Source organism: Acinetobacter sp. YH12236 (genome assembly GCF_013417645.1).
Lineage (GTDB): Bacteria > Pseudomonadota > Gammaproteobacteria > Pseudomonadales > Moraxellaceae > Acinetobacter.
Genome location: NZ_VPDM01000002.1, coordinates 108990 through 128138, shown reverse-complemented (window position 1 = coordinate 128138; position 19149 = coordinate 108990). Strand labels below are relative to the sequence as shown.

The 19149-nt window shown below is 40.7% G+C and carries 19 protein-coding genes and 1 other RNA gene; 9 read left to right on the top strand and 11 right to left on the bottom strand.

Annotated features, from left to right (window positions below; all coding sequences use genetic code 11):
* Positions 1 to 47: 47 nt before the first annotated feature.
* From dnaQ to nudC, 3 genes are all read left to right on the top strand, one after another.
* Positions 48 to 1421 (top strand): DNA polymerase III subunit epsilon, encoded by a 1374-nt coding sequence (dnaQ, locus tag FTV14_RS01720; protein WP_180010790.1) that lies wholly within the window; start codon positions 48 to 50, stop codon positions 1419 to 1421.
* Positions 1422 to 1547: 126 nt separating this feature from the next.
* Positions 1548 to 3191, top strand: coding sequence for a chemotaxis protein (locus FTV14_RS01715; protein ID WP_180052532.1), 1644 nt, complete (start codon positions 1548 to 1550; stop codon positions 3189 to 3191).
* Positions 3191 to 3970 (top strand): NAD(+) diphosphatase, encoded by a 780-nt coding sequence (gene nudC / locus FTV14_RS01710; protein ID WP_180002315.1) that lies wholly within the window; start codon positions 3191 to 3193, stop codon positions 3968 to 3970. Before FTV14_RS01715 ends, nudC begins: the two co-directional genes overlap by 1 nt.
* Before the next feature lie 69 nt (positions 3971 to 4039).
* Here the strand turns inward: nudC and FTV14_RS01705 are convergent, their stop codons facing one another.
* The 4 genes from FTV14_RS01705 to FTV14_RS01690 all read right to left on the bottom strand — a co-directional run bounded on the left by FTV14_RS01705 (position 4040) and on the right by FTV14_RS01690 (position 7119).
* On the bottom strand, positions 4040 to 4918 hold the full coding sequence (locus tag FTV14_RS01705; RefSeq protein ID WP_180053181.1) for an alpha/beta hydrolase: 879 nt from the start codon (positions 4916 to 4918) through the stop codon (positions 4040 to 4042).
* Positions 4908 to 5600, bottom strand: coding sequence for a BON domain-containing protein (locus tag FTV14_RS01700; RefSeq protein ID WP_180053180.1), 693 nt, complete (start codon positions 5598 to 5600; stop codon positions 4908 to 4910). The genes FTV14_RS01705 and FTV14_RS01700 overlap by 11 nt, the downstream gene beginning before the upstream one ends.
* A 136-nt stretch (positions 5601 to 5736) precedes the next feature.
* Positions 5737 to 6150, bottom strand: a complete 414-nt coding sequence (locus FTV14_RS01695) for a YraN family protein (protein WP_159123344.1) — start codon at positions 6148 to 6150, stop codon at positions 5737 to 5739.
* Between the two features lie 9 nt (positions 6151 to 6159).
* On the bottom strand, positions 6160 to 7119 hold the full coding sequence (locus FTV14_RS01690) for a penicillin-binding protein activator (RefSeq protein WP_180053179.1): 960 nt from the start codon (positions 7117 to 7119) through the stop codon (positions 6160 to 6162).
* 10 nt (positions 7120 to 7129) lie between these two features.
* Here FTV14_RS01690 and rsmI point away from each other — a divergent pair, with 10 nt between their 5' ends.
* Positions 7130 to 7972 carry a 16S rRNA (cytidine(1402)-2'-O)-methyltransferase gene (gene rsmI, locus FTV14_RS01685; protein ID WP_004782868.1) on the top strand — a complete coding sequence of 281 codons (843 nt, stop codon included), beginning with the start codon at positions 7130 to 7132 and terminating at the stop codon, positions 7970 to 7972.
* A gap of 68 nt (positions 7973 to 8040) precedes the next feature.
* Here the strand turns inward: rsmI and FTV14_RS01680 are convergent, their stop codons facing one another.
* The 4 genes from FTV14_RS01680 to FTV14_RS01665 form a co-directional block, all read right to left on the bottom strand.
* A complete protein-coding gene (locus tag FTV14_RS01680; RefSeq protein ID WP_004782870.1) occupies positions 8041 to 8292 on the bottom strand; it encodes a hypothetical protein in 252 nt (83 codons plus the stop codon).
* A 174-nt stretch (positions 8293 to 8466) separates the two neighbouring features.
* Positions 8467 to 9714 (bottom strand): FAD-dependent monooxygenase, encoded by a 1248-nt coding sequence (locus FTV14_RS01675; protein ID WP_166138271.1) that lies wholly within the window; start codon positions 9712 to 9714, stop codon positions 8467 to 8469.
* A complete protein-coding gene (ubiH, locus tag FTV14_RS01670; RefSeq protein ID WP_180053178.1) occupies positions 9711 to 10919 on the bottom strand; it encodes a 2-octaprenyl-6-methoxyphenyl hydroxylase in 1209 nt (402 codons plus the stop codon). Before ubiH ends, FTV14_RS01675 begins: the two co-directional genes overlap by 4 nt.
* Positions 10920 to 11330: 411 nt before the next feature.
* Positions 11331 to 11771 (bottom strand): BLUF domain-containing protein, encoded by a 441-nt coding sequence (locus tag FTV14_RS01665; protein WP_004782875.1) that lies wholly within the window; start codon positions 11769 to 11771, stop codon positions 11331 to 11333.
* 1204 nt (positions 11772 to 12975) lie between these two features.
* Here FTV14_RS01665 and FTV14_RS01660 point away from each other — a divergent pair.
* Positions 12976 to 14019 (top strand): acyltransferase, encoded by a 1044-nt coding sequence (locus FTV14_RS01660; protein WP_257219736.1) that lies wholly within the window; start codon positions 12976 to 12978, stop codon positions 14017 to 14019.
* 190 nt (positions 14020 to 14209) lie between these two features.
* On the opposite strand, the gene FTV14_RS01655 is transcribed toward FTV14_RS01660, so the two are convergent.
* The 3 genes from FTV14_RS01655 to FTV14_RS01645 all read right to left on the bottom strand — a co-directional run bounded on the left by FTV14_RS01655 (position 14210) and on the right by FTV14_RS01645 (position 16960).
* Positions 14210 to 14449, bottom strand: coding sequence for a DUF378 domain-containing protein (locus FTV14_RS01655; protein ID WP_034703714.1), 240 nt, complete (start codon positions 14447 to 14449; stop codon positions 14210 to 14212).
* 393 nt (positions 14450 to 14842) lie between these two features.
* Positions 14843 to 16177 (bottom strand): Xaa-Pro aminopeptidase, encoded by a 1335-nt coding sequence (pepP, locus tag FTV14_RS01650; protein ID WP_180053176.1) that lies wholly within the window; start codon positions 16175 to 16177, stop codon positions 14843 to 14845.
* Positions 16178 to 16327: 150 nt separating this feature from the next.
* A complete protein-coding gene (locus tag FTV14_RS01645) occupies positions 16328 to 16960 on the bottom strand; it encodes a UPF0149 family protein (RefSeq protein WP_034703706.1) in 633 nt (210 codons plus the stop codon).
* Positions 16961 to 17025: 65 nt separating this feature from the next.
* On the opposite strand from FTV14_RS01645, the gene FTV14_RS01640 reads away from it, so the two are divergent.
* The 4 genes from FTV14_RS01640 to FTV14_RS01625 all read left to right on the top strand — a co-directional run bounded on the left by FTV14_RS01640 (position 17026) and on the right by FTV14_RS01625 (position 19020).
* Positions 17026 to 17583, top strand: a complete 558-nt coding sequence (locus FTV14_RS01640) for a hypothetical protein (protein ID WP_004782884.1) — start codon at positions 17026 to 17028, stop codon at positions 17581 to 17583.
* On the top strand, positions 17580 to 17867 hold the full coding sequence (locus tag FTV14_RS01635) for a cell division protein ZapA (protein WP_005234746.1): 288 nt from the start codon (positions 17580 to 17582) through the stop codon (positions 17865 to 17867). The genes FTV14_RS01640 and FTV14_RS01635 overlap by 4 nt, the downstream gene beginning before the upstream one ends.
* A gap of 97 nt (positions 17868 to 17964) precedes the next feature.
* A non-coding RNA gene (gene ssrS, locus FTV14_RS01630) (6S RNA) lies at positions 17965 to 18149 on the top strand.
* A 289-nt stretch (positions 18150 to 18438) separates the two neighbouring features.
* Positions 18439 to 19020, top strand: a complete 582-nt coding sequence (locus FTV14_RS01625; RefSeq protein ID WP_159123362.1) for a 5-formyltetrahydrofolate cyclo-ligase — start codon at positions 18439 to 18441, stop codon at positions 19018 to 19020.
* Positions 19021 to 19149: the final 129 nt, after the last annotated feature.

Below are 19149 nucleotides of genomic sequence, written 5' to 3'. Positions count from 1 at the left end.
ATACAATATCCGCTTCAGCAAGTTCTTTTTTGATCGGATTTTAATTTATGTCTCACACTATCACGCTATATGTTGATGGCGCCTGTCGCGGCAACCCGGGTTTAGGCGGTTGGGGTGCGTACATAATTACCGAACAGAAGGAACACAAAATTTGCGGTGGCGAAGATCATACCACCAATAACCGCATGGAGCTGACCGCGGCGATTGAAGGCATCCAGTTCTGTCCGAAAGATGCCAAGCTGGTCATTTATACCGATTCCAATTATGTCAAACAAGGCATTACCGAATGGATTCATGGCTGGAAAAAGAAAAACTGGAAAGACGTTAAAAATCCGGATCTATGGCAAAAACTGGATGCCACCTGCCAAGGTCGGGATATTGAATGGCACTGGGTAAAAGGCCATGCTGGACATCCTGGCAATGAAATGGCCGATCAACTGGCCAATCAGGGCGCAGATGAAACCTTAAAAAAATCCAAATCAGTGACTGCAATCACTGAAAATAAAAAAAAATCTGAACCTGACTGGCTTCTAGACGACCCTTTCGGGCTGGATCTTGTCGATAGTGAAGAAGAACTCGAAGAGAGCATGGAAATGGCTGAAGAAGAAATGGAACAGACTGAAAATTTGGAAACAACTGAAAATACCGATGAGTCCGCTTCAGTCACTTCAGATTCAACCGAACTACATCCGCAAATTGTGATTACACCGCCGACCTTAGAGCTGCATGGCCCCCGTCAATTGATTCTGGATACTGAAACCACCGGTTTCTATTATCAGGATGGTGACCGGATCATTGAGGTGGGTGCGATCGAAATGATTAACCGGAAACTTACCGGCAGCTCAATCCATATTTATATCAATCCGAAAAAACCGGTTGGCGATTCGGTGAATGTCCACGGTATCACCGACGAGTTCCTGCAAGACAAGCCGCTGTTTGAAGAAATCTCACAGGTACTGTTTGACTATCTGCAAGGTGCCGAAATTATTGCGCATAACGCGACCTTCGATATGAACTTCCTGGATATGGAGTTCAAGCGGGCAGGCTTTGTCGCGCTTTCTGAAGTTTGTGAAGTGACCGATACCCTGGCAATGGCCAAATCCAAGCATCCGGGACAGAAAAACTCCCTGGATGCCCTCGTGCGTCGTTATGAAATTCCACAGCGTGACCGTACCTTCCACGGTGCCTTGCTCGATGCGGAAATTCTGTCCGATGTTTATCTGGCCATGACCGGTGGACAAGTCTCTTTTGATATGGATGCCCTGTCACATACCGAAGAACAAGGCGGCAGTTCAGGCACTGTAAAAATTGAAATTGAATTGCCTGTGATTCTTCCATCAGATGAAGAACTTGCCGAACATGAGAAATGGGTCAAACAATTTGAAGAAAAGCATGGAACGCCTTGCCTTTTTGCCAAATAAAATCTAAATTTCAAGCAGTAATTTCGCTTTTAAAATACAGTTCTTCAGTTATAGTAATTCCAAAGAGGCCCCGTCCGATAAAGCGGGGCTCATATATAGATAATACTCAAGGAAAGGTGCAGATCCATGTCTTACCAAACCTCTATACATTTTGATCCAACAGCTTTACTGATAATAAAAAATGAGGTTGATAACTCGATCAAGTTAGTCGAATCAGCAGTAAGCACCTTGGTAGAAGATCAGACTTTACCTTTTGGCATTGACGATGCATTAAATCAGTTCGAACAATGTGCACAGGTACTGGCACTGATTGATATGCCGAATCTGGCACAAATTGCACAATATTCAGCAGAACTGATGCGCAAGATTATGGGGAATCCGGCGCAGGTTAACACTCAGGATGTGATCGCATTGAGTGAAGGCACCACCATGCTGAAACGCTATATCGAATTTATCTGCTTGCGTGAAGTGAAAATTCCACAGTTCCTGCTCGATACCCTGAACCGTCTGGAACTTGCGCTTGGTAAACCATTAACCACTGAAGGTCAGCATATTGAACCTTTGCTTGATCTGATTACCCCAGACTTCCAGTTACCCCAAGTACCAGGTCTGGAAAAATCCAAATATGTGCAACGCCTGTATAAGCTGTCACTTAACAAACTGCTGAAACAGGAAGAAAGCGAGATGGACCTGCAAGCGATCAAACTGGTCGGTACTTATCTGGCAGGTCTTTCAGCAAATCATCCAAGCAAGCAATACTGGCATCTGGTGCATGTTGCTTTTGATAATATTGATCACCTGCTCATCAATGAACCACGTTTACGTACTTTAATCAGTATTGAACGCAACATGGCGCAGTACTTTAGTTCAGCCGACAGCTTCAAAGCCTCTCTGTCTGATCTGGCAAATGTATTGAGCTTATGTATTAGTCAGGAAGATGCAACTGCACAGCAAATCCGTAGCCAGCTGAATATTGGTGATGATCTACTGACAGATATGCAACTTCAGGTGTTCAGCCGTCACCTATATGGTCCGGACTTCGAAACCATGCATACCATTAGCGAACTGGTGACTGCGGAAATGACCCAGATCCGCAATGATATCGAATATAACTATCAGCACATGACACCTGAAAAAACTCAGGAACTCCAGACTCAGCTGAATAGCTTGGCCAATATCTTCAAGGTTCTGAATCTGAATGAAGCCTATCATGACTTAAACCGTCAGGCAGCTTCACTCAGCCAGGCAGATATTCTGAAAGATGAGTCTTTTGCCCAGCAGTTGATGAATGTGATTCTATCCGCGATGAACTCGATTGGTGTATTGGAACGCCATCATACTTCGAGCCGCTTGCAGCTACGTGTGAATAACATGAATATCTCACTGGATCGTCTGGATGAAGCACACAACGCTTTGTTAAATGAAACTAAAGCATTGATTGAATTGTCTAGCCAGATTCTGACTGATTATCTGCAGGATCAAGATCTGACCAAACTCGAACCTGTACCCATCCAGTTCTGTGAAATTGGCGGTGCTATGCTGTTCCTGAATGCTGAACATGTGAAAGCTGCATTCAATACAACTGCCCTGTTTATCAAAAACCGTATTGAACAGTCGGTTGCATTAACACCGGCAGAAATTCATCATGCGCTGGATGCATTGGCTAGTGCCGACATGATGATCGACAACTTAAAGAACAAACAGCCTGTATTACAGTCCATGTTTAAGGTAGCATTAGACAGTAGTGAGAAACTGAAAATCGTTGCCTAATGTCTAAAAAATTATCACTTGCTTATATTTTCCAGCAGCAACAGCTGCTGGTCGATCAACACTTTCAACTGCCTCAAGTTGAAGCTCTGGCAAGCGATTTGCTGCTGAATCCGGGTGATCAGGTGATTGCCCGTGATCTTCTTCCAGATGAGCCAATTCCTGAAGGCTTGCAACTGGTTCCAATCCGTCAATTATTACAGTTCTGGAATGTTCAGCAATTTGAACAGGCCAGCCGTGCTGTGCAACTACTGGAATGGCGCCGGAATCACAAGTTCTGTAGCCACTGTGGCACCCCGACTGAAGCCCATGCTGTTGAATATGCCATGGTTTGCCCAGCTTGCCATTATCGTCAGTATCCAAGGGTGCAACCTTGTGTGATTACTGTGATTACCCGCGGTGAAGATGAAATTTTGCTAGCTAAAAATGCACGTAATACCAAAAGCCAGATGTATGGTCTGATTGCCGGATTTGTCGAAGTTGGGGAAACGCTTGAAGAAGCGGTACGTCGCGAGACGCTGGAAGAAGTCGGCTTGAAATTGAAAAATATCCAGTATCTGGCCAGTCAGCCGTGGCCCTTCCCGAGTAACCTGATGATTGCCTTCAAAGCAGAATATACTGGCGGTGAGCTGCAATTGCAGAAAGAAGAAATTAGCGACGCGAAATTCTTTAAATTTGATCAGCTGCCGGAAATTCCATTTAAAGGCAGTATTGCCCATGCCATGATCATGCATGTGACTCAAGGTACACCGGTCGCAGATGATACCCGTAAATGGCTCTAAGGTTTTCAATTAAAAAAGCCCGGTTTTTATACCGGGCTTTTTTATGGGAATTACCACGATCACAGATCTTCACTTAAAAGCATCTTCTAGCGCCCACATCACACGCGGCTTTGTTTCAAAGAACCGGCTGAATAAGCTGGACAATGAACCAATCATTGTAATATGACCCAGTTTCGGAATGGTAATCAGCTCACTATGATTGCCATGGTCTTTTAAAACCCGGTCCAGATCCTGACTGTTGAAATGACCGACAATATTGTCCCGCTCTGCCATGAACAGATAATGTTTGGTGGGGGTATTTTCCACAAAATAATATGGCATCACCTGCTGATACGGAGTCGACTGGTCAAAAGCATCTGCACAGATCGGATCATCTTTATAGTCAAAATGATAAGGACCTGCCAGTCCAATAATGGCGCGGATCTGTTCCCGCTCAATCATGGCTTTTTGCGGATGATACAGAGCAGACATGACATTAAATGCCCCGGCTGAATGCCCCATTAAGACCAGATTTTCCGTAGAAACATTTAACTGGTCTGCATGCTGCTGCAAATGATTTAGCAATAAATGCAGGTCATTAATATAAATCGGGAAAATATGTTCAGGCGCTAGATGATAATTCATCACCACCACATCATAACCTTCTTTGGCAAAGGCCTCGCCAATGAAGTAGTAATCCTTTTTATCACCATGCAGCCAGGCACCACCATGGACAAAGACAATCAGGGGGCGATGCGCTAAAGGCTGATGACTTAAAAACAGATCAAAACGTTGACGAGCTTTTAAGCCATAGGCTAACTGAGTTTCAACACTATAACCCTGTTTGGGGGTTAAACGGTTCAGCGCATAACTGCCAAAATCATAAATCCGGAAATCTTTATAACGTTGTTGGACTTCAAGGATCTGATCTGACAGCTGCGTTTTAAATTGACCGATCTTATGGAACATCAGTCGGTTCAACTGTATCAGGATCAATAGCGACTGGAGTCTGTTCAACACCCGACTGTGCATAAGATGCAGGCGCTGCAAAATTCTGGTTAGTATTATAACCAGAACGCTGATCCACGTTGTCGATGAGCGTGACAATTTTCGTGATATTGCCCACTTGTTGCAGCACCTGATTTAGGTCATCAATTTCAGCACTGTTCAGACGTCCCATTACATACAGTACGCCATCTTCAGTATGTACATGCACTTTGCTGTCAGACACTACCGGTGCTTTCATAATCAGGCCACGGGTATTCGCCGTCACGGCGGTATCCTGCATGATAGTAGTGTAGCTGCTCTGGTTACCCACAGTAATAAAATTATGCACCGCTTTGACGTCACTCATGGATTTGACATTATCTTCTGCCAATTGCTTGAGATGCGCATCCGGCACCTGCCCGGTCAACAGGACATTGCCATGGAAGCTTTCAATATTGACCCTTGACTGTTTAAAACGTGAATCCAGTTTATAAAGATTAATTTTTGCAGTACGTACAATAGAAGAATCGATAAATACCTGTCCTAGCGTCCGAGCTCCATTTTCGATACCTACAGGAGCCGTACCAGTACCGCTAGAAATAAAGCTGGCACAACCCGATAAACTTGCGACACACAGCATTGTTATTGCAATACGCTTAACCACTCAGCAAGACTCCTTAATTTTAATCAGTCTTATTTCAATATAATAATCTGTTTTTTCAAGGCCAGATGTTCTTCATCATACTTGAACTTTCCCATGATGCTGCAAATTTTATCTGCCGCATCCGATCTTATTTTATTCAAAGATTAATAAACTCTTGATCAAAAGTAAAAGCATTTTCAAACCAGTGCAGATCATAAGGGTATTGAGAAAAATCATGCTGTATGGTTTTTGCAAAATACCGATTAAAATCAAAACAAATCACATCAAAACGATAGTAATAATGTGCAAACTGTGGATTTTTTTGAATAAAACATACAGCCGTTTGTAGGACTTTTCGTTGCTTGGCAGAGGAAACAGATTCATAAGCCAATGCATAACCCGTTTTAGCTCGTGCTTTTACTTCGACAAAGACCAGTTCCTGCTCACGCTGCATGACCAGATCAAGTTCACCATAGCGGCTATGCCAGTTTCTGGCAATGAGCTGAAAGTCTTGTTGTTGCATCAGTTGCGCAGCTTGTTGTTCTGCCCATACACCTAATTGTTTCTGCATCGCTGACTCTTATAGTGCCTTGAGACCTTTGGCACTCTGCTGAAAACAGGATGGTGTACGTTGTATGCCCTGATCCGATATCCGAATCATTCCAGTACGCCCCTGGAATTCAATATTGCGTATTTTTTTATTGTTTAAATAATACTGGGTGATTTGCCAGGCATCGCCACCAAAAGCAATCAAGCGCTGATAGGACATATTCACCGGTGCCTGTTGATGAGCCTGCATCACATCAGGCCAGTTAGCAAAATAAAGTACCGGCACATCGCAGAACTTGATGCCTCGTGGCGGAACATGCTGTTCATTAATTGCATTTGCGACTGTATAAATCCGTTTATGTCCTAAACCATGTAAGGATTCCAGCCAGTCTGCATTGCCAAGCAATAGTATCCCCTGCTTGCTCTTCAGAAAAAATGGCGGCTTCTCGATCATTTCCAGTTGCAGCTCACTCTGGCTAAGTAGTGACATTAGCAATAGTTCATGTTCTGACTCACTGCCCGGTTGACGCAGCACAAACAGTTGCTGAATCCCATCTAGCGCAATCTGCTTCTGTAATGCAGCTGCATCTTCTTTTTTCGACAGGCTAAATTGCCAGATATTTGGGGCCGTGAGGCTAGTTTCATTCAAACTCAGTGTACGAATCTTGGGTTTAGTCTGCACCAGCTGCTCTACATCCTGACGTGCCAGAGGGCCGATCACCATTTGCGTCTTTTTACTGACATGCTGTTTGAGTAACTGAGAGATTTTTTTCTGGTCTGAATTGACCCATTTCAATGGTACTTTCTGTCCGGACGCCGTATATGCACTGAGAAATCCTTGCTTGATACTCGAAGCGGCTCGCGCCAAGGGGCCGGTTTCAGGTAGAATAATCAGCACTTCCGCTTGTACGCTGCTGACGCAGGCCAGTAACCCCAAGCCCAGAATTTTGTTTTGAATCTTCCATTTTTTATTATTCGATTTATTCCACATGGAGAAACCTATGAGTGCTCAGTTATTTGTTGTTGCGACTCCAATCGGGCACTTAGATGATATTAGTTATCGTGCAATTAATGTATTGAAATCGGTGAGTCTTATTGCAGCTGAGGATACACGAACTTCTGCACAATTACTTAAACACTTTAATATTCAAACACCTTTGACAGCCTGTCATGAACATAATGAAAGCAACAAGATTGATCAGTTGATTCAACGCCTGCTCAATGGTGAAGATATGGCATTGATCAGTGATGCAGGCACGCCACTGATTAGCGATCCAGGATTCAAGTTTGTCCGTGCTGCGCAAGAACATAATATTCATGTGGTTCCTGTACCGGGTGCATGTGCTGCAATTGCCGCTTTAAGCGCAGTAGGTTTACCGAGTGACCGTTTCAGCTTTGAAGGCTTTTTACCGTCTAAACAAAGCCAACGACTCTTGACTCTGGAAAAACTGAAAGATGAAACCCAAACCTTAATTTTCTATGAAGCGCCCCACCGCATTTTGGAATGTGTTAAAGATCTGGCAGTGGTATTCGGTGCAGAACGTCCTGTCGGTTTTGCCCGTGAAATTACCAAGACCTTTGAAACTATCAAGAAAATGACACTGGGTGAATTAGTCGAATTTGTTGCCAATGACCATAACCAGCAAAAAGGTGAAATCGTACTGGTCATTGGCGGTTCTATCGAAGAAAAAGATCTGGATCAGGAAAAACTGGATAAATTGTTACTGCGTTTATTACAAGACCTGTCTGTCAAAGCAGCTTCACAGCTGGCTGCTGATTTGACTGGAATCAAGAAAAAAATTGCCTATCAACGTGCTTTGGAACTAACCTCTGCCAACGATTAATTTTTCTTTACCCATAAAAAACACCACAATCAATGTGGTGTTTTTTTATTTACTAATATTGAGTGCAATTATTCTCTTGCAACGGATTCATCAGCTGGAACTTCAGTAATACGGCCACCGCTTGCCAGAAAAGCCGCAATTTCATCTTCAAGTGCCTGACGTTTTTTCTGCTTAGCAGTTACAGTCAAAGTTTCAGCTTCTAATACGTCTGTATCATTTACAACTTCTTCGCTACTTGCAGCACCTTTTTCTGCTGCTTTTGCTTCATCGTCGTCGATTACAGGATCTTCTACATCATCATAATCATTTACGTCTGTCATTTTGCTCTCCCCACAAATGGCTTCGCTTTTATCTATTAAACCAAGCTTTAAATTAACTGAAATTTAGCAATCTCTTTGGTCTTCGCCTAGCCCTAATTTTCAAAAAATCGTATCTTTTTTAAACAAAATGGTTACTCTTTATAGATGTTTGTTTAAAAAATTTACATTCGGCCGCTAGGCTGAATAACGTGTATCTTTGAGTAAACTTAAACCATTCGCCTGAGCCATAAATGCATCTTTCAGGACTGTCTGTTGCTCGACCTGTTTCAGCCCGAAATTACGTGCCCACACCACTGGGAAAAGCTCTGTAGTTTCCATCCAGCCAATCGCCGACATGCTATGCATCATCGCATCATTCTGGCCTTTACGGCGATGCTCATAACGTTTCAAGGTCTGTTCATGGGCCCACACTCCACGCGCTTTGTCATGCAGCAACACGTCACAGAGTACGGCAGCATCCAGACAGCCGATATTAACCCCTTGTCCAGCGAGCGGATGAATCACATGCGCAGCGTCACCAATTAGTGCCAAGCCATCTTGTACATACTGCTGTGCAGCACGAGCTTTGAGTGGGAATTTCGCTCGTGCTGTCGCTTCCAGCACTTCACCCAGCATATGATAGCTTTCACGGGTCAATAGTTGAGTGAAGTCAGCATCTGATAGCGCTGCATACTCATCGGCATAATCATCAGGTAATGTCCAGACTATGGATTGCCAGTGGCCTTGCTCTTCTTCTTTAAGACTCGCCATTGGCAGATAAGCCAAAGGACCAGTTTCCAGAAAAATCTGACGGGCCACATGCTGATGTGGCTGGGCTGTTCTAATTGCGCAGCTGATTCCGGCCTGTTTATAGTCCAGTACATCGATATCGATAAAGGCTTGCTCGCGCACAAAGGAGTTCGCGCCATCTGCGCCAATGACCAACTTAGTTTTGAGCTGGGTGCCATCTGCCAGATGAATGATCCAAACATCTACTCCACGTTCAACCCGGTTAACTTTGACCTGTGTGCGGTAATCTTGCACCTCTTCAAGCATCTTTTGCTGGATGGCCAGATTCAGAATACTCGGTTCCACCATTGAGCCTAGCGCCTGCTCTACAGAAGGTGTTCTTTCTGAAGAATGACCAAAGTTAATTTCACCATAGCCATTTTTATTCCAGACCTGCATTCCAGTATATGGCTGCTGGCGTGCAAGTTTTTCCCACACACCTACGGTTTTTAATAAATGAATAGTCGCCTGACTTAGCGCCAAAACCCGCGGATTGGCTACACTTAAAGTTTTGTCTGCATCCAGAATAGGCGCAGCATCCAGAACAGTCGCTTGCACACCACCTTGAGCAAGTAATAAAGCGGTCAAGCCACCTACTAGTCCACCACCAACAATGACAACATCTAATACATCAGAACTTGGATTCAGACTCATGCTTTTAACCCCATGGCATAGTTAGCGACCAGTGGCTTGATACCAGGAATGGTATCAAAAGCAATCAGTCCGGTATTACGGATCAGTTTCAAGAATGGATTCTGGTTACTAAAACCACGGACTACAGAATCACAGAACTTGATCACTCTTTGCTGGTCATTCAAGCGGGATTTTTCATAGTCCTGTAATACTGCTGCATCACCTAAGTCTGCGCCTTGTGACTGCTGCTCTTTCAGGTAGCGCACCAGTACATGCGCATCTCGCATACACAGGTTGAAACCCTGACCCGCTACTGGATGAATCGTATGTGCAGCATTACCCATCAAGACCACTCGGCCCACAGCCTGTTTTTCTGCTAATACCTGGGACAATGGAAAACTGAAGCGCTTACCTGTTTTCTGGAATTTACCGGCACGATCGCCATAGGTTTCTTGTAAAGCGCTCAGGAAATGCTGATCATTTTCTTCACCCAGCCATTCTCCTTCTGTTCCTTTTTTCACAGGCCAGACCACAGAACGACGATATTCACCTGGAAGTGGTAATAAGGCTAAAGGTCCTAGGTGGCTAAAGCGTTCAAAGCCAACATGATTATGTGGTTTAGAAGTTTGAACGGTAGTGACAATAGCGACCTGATCATAATCATGTTCTGAAGCCCCAATGCCGAGCGCTTTACGACAGAAAGAATCGCGCCCATCAGCAGCAATCACCAGTTTGGATTGGAGTTTCAATAAAGCATCACCACGTTGTGCTTCAAGATAAGCAAACTCAGCATCTTGAGTCAGAGAGCTGACCTGAACCCCATCAATCAGTTCAATTAAAGGTTCTTTTTTGACTTGAGTTAATAGCACACGGCCTAGCCAGGCATTTTCAATCACCTGACCAAAACTTTCGACTTTTTCCTGTTCTGCAATTAAGCGCGCCTTACCAAAACTGCCCTGCTCAGTAATATTCACTTCAAGAATCGGCGTTGCATGTTCCTGCAAGGCATCCCAAAGCCCAAGTTCCTGATAAATCTGTACACTACGGCGTGACAAGGCACTATTACGTGCATCAAAACTGGAATGATAGGGTGCAAGATTTACATCATCATAATCTGGATATTTGATCGCTTCCAAAAGTTTGACTGCAATATTGGTTTTCGCCAACATTAGTGCGAGACTCAAGCCGACCATACCACCACCGACAATGATGACTTCTTGTTGCATGCTGTAATCCTTTCAATGGCGTACCTATATACATAGATACTTATAATCATGATAAATTTTATATTAGCCTAAAAAATTTCTTTTTTATAATAAATTAGGTAGCGGTTTCGAAGCGAAGTCTGCTTGTGGTTAATTTATAGCTAACCTCAACGGCCTACTTAAATTTTTCAAAATACAGAAGTGTCGTCTGCCTGATGAAAAGCAGAAGAATTTTGCACTGATTGTTAGGTTTAAAAGCTTGGCTTGGTATGAAATGATAAGGATGAGATCTGGATATATTTTTTTGAATTAACAATATTTATGTTTTTGAATTTATAAAATATTTTTTATTTAACTTATTTAAAGTAAATACTCATTTTAAAAAATCATACGATACAGGGCCAAAGCTTATATCGCATGATGATGTAAGGATTAACTTGCTTTCAATGTATAGGCATGGTCATTCAAACTTGCCAATATCTGAATAAATTGAGGAATGGTCTCGGCATTCAAGGTATAAGGATTGAATTCATCCAGATTATGTTCGGCAAAGAATCCAAGAATATCCTGATGGATATTGGCATATTTCATATGCCAGTCTGAGAAGAGTCGATCATTTACATCTTCAAAATACAGAACTTCACAATTTTTATGTCGAGGATCTTTCAAGATTTTTTTATAGAACAGATCTTCAATCTTGTTCCTATCTCCTTCCAGACATTGAACAAAGTAACCATTTCCATAATACAGAGCCCCAAAAATCGCATTACGTGAATTGAAATTCAACGCTTCTGTAAGAATATTGAATAGATCATTCATTGGATCTTCGCAGTCATACAACTTACTAACATATAAAAGTCTTGCGTCGCTCATTGTCTACCTCAATATTTTAGATTATGTACATTACTCAATATTTTTCCGTTTAATATATATAACTGATTTTATAAAAATTTTCTATGATCAGATACAAAATAATTTATCGAATAGTAAAATAGCTTGAAAAATAAAATGAATTTTTATATAAATTCAGCCACTTGCTTTGAACATGTATTTTTTAAATATTTCTATATTAAAAAATCTCAAAATTTTGCTATTTGAAATCTGCCATCAAGTATCAGTTTTTTTACTTTCAAAATACTCATGTAATTTGAGCACCAGTTATCTTTGCCAGAACATCAGCAAGCCAGCAAAAATGTAAATTAGCGATTTGTTCTCGATCAATAGTGCAAGTGCTACGAATGCGATAGCAAAGATGAAGGAACGGATTAAAGTCGCGCTGTTCAATTTAGAAACGACAGTCTAAGTCGAGCTCAAGTAACTTATTAAGTATGTACATTCTTCTCCTTCTCTTCTCATAATATTTTTTTTAAAGGGTAATTGTTTTTAATTTCTAAATGATACAAAAAACATGCCTATTTAATAATCAATTGTGTACTCTTTGACTTACAGCTATTCAAGTTCTTAACCCCTATTTTAGTTAAATGAATTTTCATATGATGATTTCATCAGGAACAGGGAGTTCCACATAAGAATAACAATAGATAAGCACAAGGACGGTAAGGTACGACAGGAGTTATACCAAGCTAACCAATACGCAGAACCCCGGTAGGATGCCGGGGTTTTTTATTATCTAATGATTAAAATTTGAACATAATACTGAGGTTTCTAAACAGAAATCTTAGCAATTACTGCTAAATATATTTTTCATTTATGTATAGAAAATTCCCAAATTTTGGTGTGAAGTGGATTATGTATACGTGATCTTTGAATTAATTCATAAATGTTTTCTGGAATTTATTTTATTAAGCTGAGCACTTTTACTTTTTATTAAAATTTTGAAACAAATTTTAGGCGGGTTAATAAATAATAATAATTAATAAAAAATTCATTTTTTACAGTTTCTAAAACTCTAGTGAATATTTAAGTTTCCGTAAAATACGGCTACTTTTATATTAAACTAACTGTAATAATTTTTGATTAAATAATTAGTAATATTCACGGTCTTTCACAAGGTATATTTGTTAGACAAACATTGAGTATGGTAGTTTAAATTAAATACTTTAATAAAATAATAACTATGCTTTATTCAGTGCAATTTCTTAGGGGGATTGCTGCCTTAATGGTAGTTATAAGCCATACCTCCTTTAAAGGACAACAATACAATGTTGATACACTCCAGTGGTATCACATAGGTGGTTCTGGCGTTGATTTATTTTTCATAATCTCTGGCTTTATTATGTGTTATACAACATATAATAAAAAAGTTAATTTTCTAAATTTCATGAGAAACCGATTTATCAGAATCATTCCTCTTTATTGGGTTCTCAGTTTTTTTGCTTTAATCGTATTTCTGGTTTCTCCCAATCTTATAAATTCATCTGGTGGTGAAACAGGAATTTTGGAATCCTTCTTTTTAATTCCGAATGGCAGTAAATTTTTAATTAATAATGGATGGACCTTAAGCTACGAATTTTATTATTATTTTATATTTTCTTTTTTCCTAATCTTTTTATTAAAAGACTTATATAAATATCTTTTCATCATTCTATATTTTTCAGTTGTTGTGGCTATAGGTTTAATACTCCAACCTAAATCTGAATTTCTGATATTTTTAACCCATAACCTTCTACTTGAATTCGCTCTAGGCGTTCTGGCATTTATCATTATAAAAAATACTAACCTTTCACGATTAATGTCTTTATTTATGGTTCTTTTCGGCGCTTCCCTCTTAGCCTATCAAAACTTTTATAAACTACCTGATTTCATCACCTTGAGATCATTAAAAATCGGGATCCCAATGTTTTTCATTTTTGTTGGATGCGTAGCTTTAGAAGACTTAATCACAGAAACTAAATCACTAATTTTAAGATTCTTTAATCATCTTGGAGATTCATCTTACTCTTTATATTTGATTCATCCTTTTACTTTAAGCCCAGTTGCTATGGTTTTAAACAAACTCAATATATTAAACCCTTACCTATTTAGCTCTATACTTATTACTTCTTCTATCTTAGCAGGTTCTATTACTTATCTGGTTTTAGAAAAAAGGTTAATTAAATTAGGCAAAGAACCATTTAATTTCTTTAGGTATTTTTATCCGGTAGATAGAAAAAACTTATAGATATTTTTTGATCACTTTATACGGTTTTTATCGATTTAAAATGTTATCTAGGTTGACTAATTTAGAAATGGAAAACGGAGCTTAAGCTCCGTTTCTGTTAAATGTCCTTTATATCTTTTAGATTAACTAATCTGTTATAGAAATCAGTTAATTAAAAAAATATCAATGACTTCAATTAACTTTTAGTCAGTTAACGTACTACTCGAGCTTGAGACTCATGATGTACATCACGTCGACCCAATTTTGTACCAGTATAGATCAGATACAAGGCAGACAAACCAACCAATACATAGATAATTCGAGATAGTGCACTCATTTCACCAAAGATGGCAGCGACTAAATCAAAGTTAAACGCACCAACCAGACCCCAGTTGATGCCACCAATAATCGCTAAAGCATAAGCAATCCAGTCAAGCGTATTTAGTCTCATCATTTTTCTCCTGCTCTTCTTTGAGTTTATTTAAGGAACAGGTCAAGTATGAGAACGAAATCGGAATTAATATGTTGCTTTGATGCTAAAAACTCAATTGCTGTGTTGAATTCCTGTCATCTTATAATTCTCAATTTTAACAAAGTTAATTTTATTTGAATAAGTCGCGATTAACGTAAGTAAAAGTCTTGCATGTTTCTCGATAGTATCTTTGTTCTGTCTAGCTATTGGATAACCTCTTGCCTAAGAAATTAATCCATTTTTTCTTAAAATTTTATAAATATTCATTTTAATATCAATAAATTAAAAAATTACTATCATTCACGAATACATTTTTAACTTTCTACTATATAAAAAAGCCGGTGAGATCACCGGCTTTTTTATATCTTTCATTTAAGCAGCATGGGCTTTGGCCATTAAGGCTTCAATATCTTCCACGGTTTTCACAACTTTTGCAGTTAGCACTAGTGGGCCATTTTTGGTAGCAACCACATCATCTTCAATCCGGATTCCGATACCGCGCCATTTAACATCTACAGTTTCATCATCTCGCGCAATATAAAGACCCGGCTCAACGGTCACGACCATACCTTCTTCATATGCACGCCATTCACCGTTAGCTTTATAAGTACCTACATCATGTACATCCATACCCAGCCAATGCCCTGTACCGTGCATATAGAACTGGCGGAAACTTTCAGTCTGGATAATTTCGTCAATCTCCCCCTGCATAATCCCCAGATCAAGTAAACCTTGAACCAGAATGCGAACCGCCACATTATGCGGCTCTTTATAAGAATTCCCGATTTGAACAGCATTGATCGCAGCAATCTGTGCATCCAGTACGACATTATATAAAGCTTTTTGTTCCGGACTGAATTTACCATTCACCGGGAAAGTACGGGTAATGTCCGAAGCATAAAACTGATATTCACAGGCAGCATCAATCAGAACCAGATCACCATCTTTCAGTTCTTTGTCATTCTCTACATAATGCAGAATACAGGCATTTTCACCGCCACCAACAATACTGTTGTACGATGGTACACAGCCATTTTTACCAAAGACATAATTTAATTCTGCTTCTAAAGCATATTCCATCATGCCTGGACGAACTTTCTGCATAGCCAGTGTATGGGCTTCTGCAGAAATATCCGATGCAAGCTGCATCAGTTCAATTTCATTTTCATCTTTATGCAGACGCATTTCATCAACGATACGATCCAGCTGCATGATCTGTGCCGGTGCAGAAGTACCACGGCGGCTTTCACCACTGGCTGTTGCGATCCATTTGGCTACACGTGCATCAAATTCGGCATTGTGCCCAATCCGGTAGAAGAGCTTGTCTTTGTTCTGAAGCTTGGTGAGGATTTCCTCATCTAGCAGATCAATCGCATAGGCTTCGTCCGCTTCATAATCGTCAACGGCGCCATCTACTCCGGCACGGTAGCCGTTCCAGATTTCCATTTCTCGATCACGTTCACGGCAAAACAGACTATAGGTATAGCCTTCTTCTTCCGTATCAAAAGTTTCAATTACTGCAACTGCTTCAGGCTCAGCAAATCCAGTCAGGTAAAAGAAACTGCTGTCCGCGCGGTATTTATAATCTGCATCGCGGTTACGCAGGACGACCGGGCTGGTGGCAATAATCGCGATACTACGTAATCCCATTTCCCCTGCGAGGATGTCACGACGTTCCTGAAAATCGGCTTGAGTCAGTTTCTTCATTACACCTTACTTCTTATCAATTGCTACTGTTATTTAAAATTTGGTCCTGAAAACAGGTCAGATTAATTTACTATCATCATGAGAAGGATCAGCAAAAAATATGCCGGTTTTCAGAACCGTTTTTTAATTTGTGTTTAGAACCGCTTGAACTTAACTCGGACGTTTCGGCGAGAAAATTTCAACTACAGATTGCGCTTCAGTTGCAGAAGCTGGAGTAGGTGCTTTTTGCGTAAATTTCTGCAATAAAGGTGTTTCTTCAACTTCTAATTTCTTACGGCCGACGGACAGGCTTACCGGAATCAGACGAACAAACTCATATAGCTCCTGATAGCTTTCTTCGCCTTCGGCATCGTCATCAGAATCTTCAAACTCAACAGCTGCAACATCTTGTAAATGTTCAATCAGTTCCATTTCATCATTGCGGATATGCCCTGAAGCCAGACCGAAACCAAGCACTACGCCTGCACACCAGTCAGCCAATGCCTGAACGCGTTCAGCCAAGCTATGCTCATCATCTGGTAGTAATGGCAGATAATCCAGCTCATCTTCAGACAGCGCATGAAATATGTCTTCTGCCTCACCCGTTAACAATTCTAATGCTTCAGGGTTCAGTTCAGGAACATCTAGCGTTTCTAGAATCTGTACCCATTCATCACTTGAAGGTGCCTGAGTGACACAGACAATTCCGGTAAGCAAACCATGCAGTTCGCTTGGGCTAGAAATTTCTTCAATTGAGGAAAAATTGCGGTACCATTCTGACCAACCTGAAATATCGTCTTGCATTCGTTTATCCAATCTCTATACTGCTTTATATATTACCTTTGTTTGCAACACTGTGCGACCTCGATATGTTAGAAGAATTACAGCGTCTACAAGTGCATATTGGCGTTTTAAAAACGCGACTTGCACAACTTGAAAGTGAGAATACCAGTTTACGGGAGAAGCAAGAGGCTTCAAGCGTGCAACATGAAACTCAAATTGAACAAAAAAATAGCTTTATTGCGCAAAAACAACAAGAAATCCAGAACCTCAATCAGCAACTGACAGAATCACGTAACCAGTTTCAGCATTTAAACCAGGATGCTACAGCACTGGCAGATCGTTATAGCCGTCTGGAAAAAAGTTGTACTGATCTAAAGAACCGTTTTCAGGAAATTCTGGCTGAACGCAATGAGTTACGCGTGCTGAAAGAAAAGTTATTGCTGGAACAGCGTCATGCCCAGCAGGAAATTCAGCGGCTGAATCAGGAATCTGAACGTCTTACCCAGAAAAATGAAAATGCCAAAGCTAAAGTTGAAGCCATTATTCAACGTCTGGCGATTTTGGGAACGGCCCAAGACCAAAATGCACAGGAAATTCAGCAATTGGCCCATCCTACTGAAGTGACTGAGGAAGCTTCATCATGAGTGAACAAATCGCAATCGACTTAAAGGTATTGGGTCACAGTTTCCGTCTGGCCTCCACTGCGGATCAGCAGGATGAACTACAACGTGCAGCGCAATTACTCAATGAAAAATACGATGAATTTCGCCGTAAAGCCCCTCGTATGGAACCAAGTAAACTGATCATTATGGTGGCACTGGAACTGATGCAGGAAGTATTGACGATGAATAAATCCCTGCAACAATATGCTCACTGCGAACGTTTGTTACAAACTATTTTGGAAGAAGTTGAAGAACTAACTGAATAATCGAGTTTTTTGTATAAACTTCGGTCGTTCGACTAAACTGTTTACAGTTCACGAACAGCATAGAGTTGCCACATCAGCATTATCGTTTATACTTAGTCTAACTCTGAGATGTTCGCCAGCGGGTCAGATTCCCCTGAGCCGATATTTAAATCTTAGGATTGAGTTCTGCATATTTAGAGTGTATGCCCATCCGGTATGGGAAACCCAGCAAGTATGCGTCTCGTCCACCTTGAACTTTAGGGTTCAAGGGTAATGACATGCAGCGGCATCCTCGGAGTGCTTCTATTTTTCTCAAAATATTTCATCATTTATCTTCTTTTCTAAAGCTCAAATTTATTATATTTTTCTTGGTTTAGCGTCCTATACCCGTATCTTTTTTCGTCTTTTAAAAAGTTGACTAGATCTAATTACAGATCAATCAATTAATGATTCGTGTTTTATTATTTTTAAAATTTAATCAAAAATTCATACAGATGCCTATAATACTCGTTATGTTGCTACCCTCTATTTAAGTTATGGCATTTTATTAATCTAATGCCTTAAAATCCTGAAGACCATATTTATGACGACGATGAATCTTTCCGAACTTCGCAAACAGCTACGTAAACAGCGCCGTCAACTCTCTCGATTTACCCAGAAACAGACTCAACAACGTATCTTAAATATGATTCGGACTTTGCCAGAATTTCATGCAAGCAAATCTGTTGGGGTTTACCTGGATGCTTTCGGTGAGGTTCGGACTCAGGCACTGATTGAATACTGCTTTAAGCACCATAAACGGGTTTATCTCCCCAATATTTGCAATATGAACCAGCAACTCACTTGGGTAGAAATCAGCCAGAATCAATATCGTTCCCAGCGTTTTGCTCATCATCGGTTGGGAATGCGTGAACCCATGGCTACACGTGGTCTGCATGTCTCAAAACTAGATCTTTTAGTTATGCCACTATTAGCCTGTGATCAATATGGCACCCGAATTGGTATGGGTGGTGGCTATTATGATCGTACGCTGGCAACAGCACCGCACCGTCCTTTTCGTCTGGGGTTAGCACATGACTTTCAGCTGATACCACAGCCTTTAACCCGAGAAGTTTGGGACCAGCCTCTAGATGCCCTGCTTACGCCTACACTTTTACAACGTTTTAAGCGTTAAACAATGTATTTCCAAATACATAAGTACTTTAAAATCACATAATTAGTCATTTTTTATACAATTTAGTCGCTATAGCCCTTGTAATTTTTAAATTACCCATCACTATTAAAAACATGGCAACACCGTTGT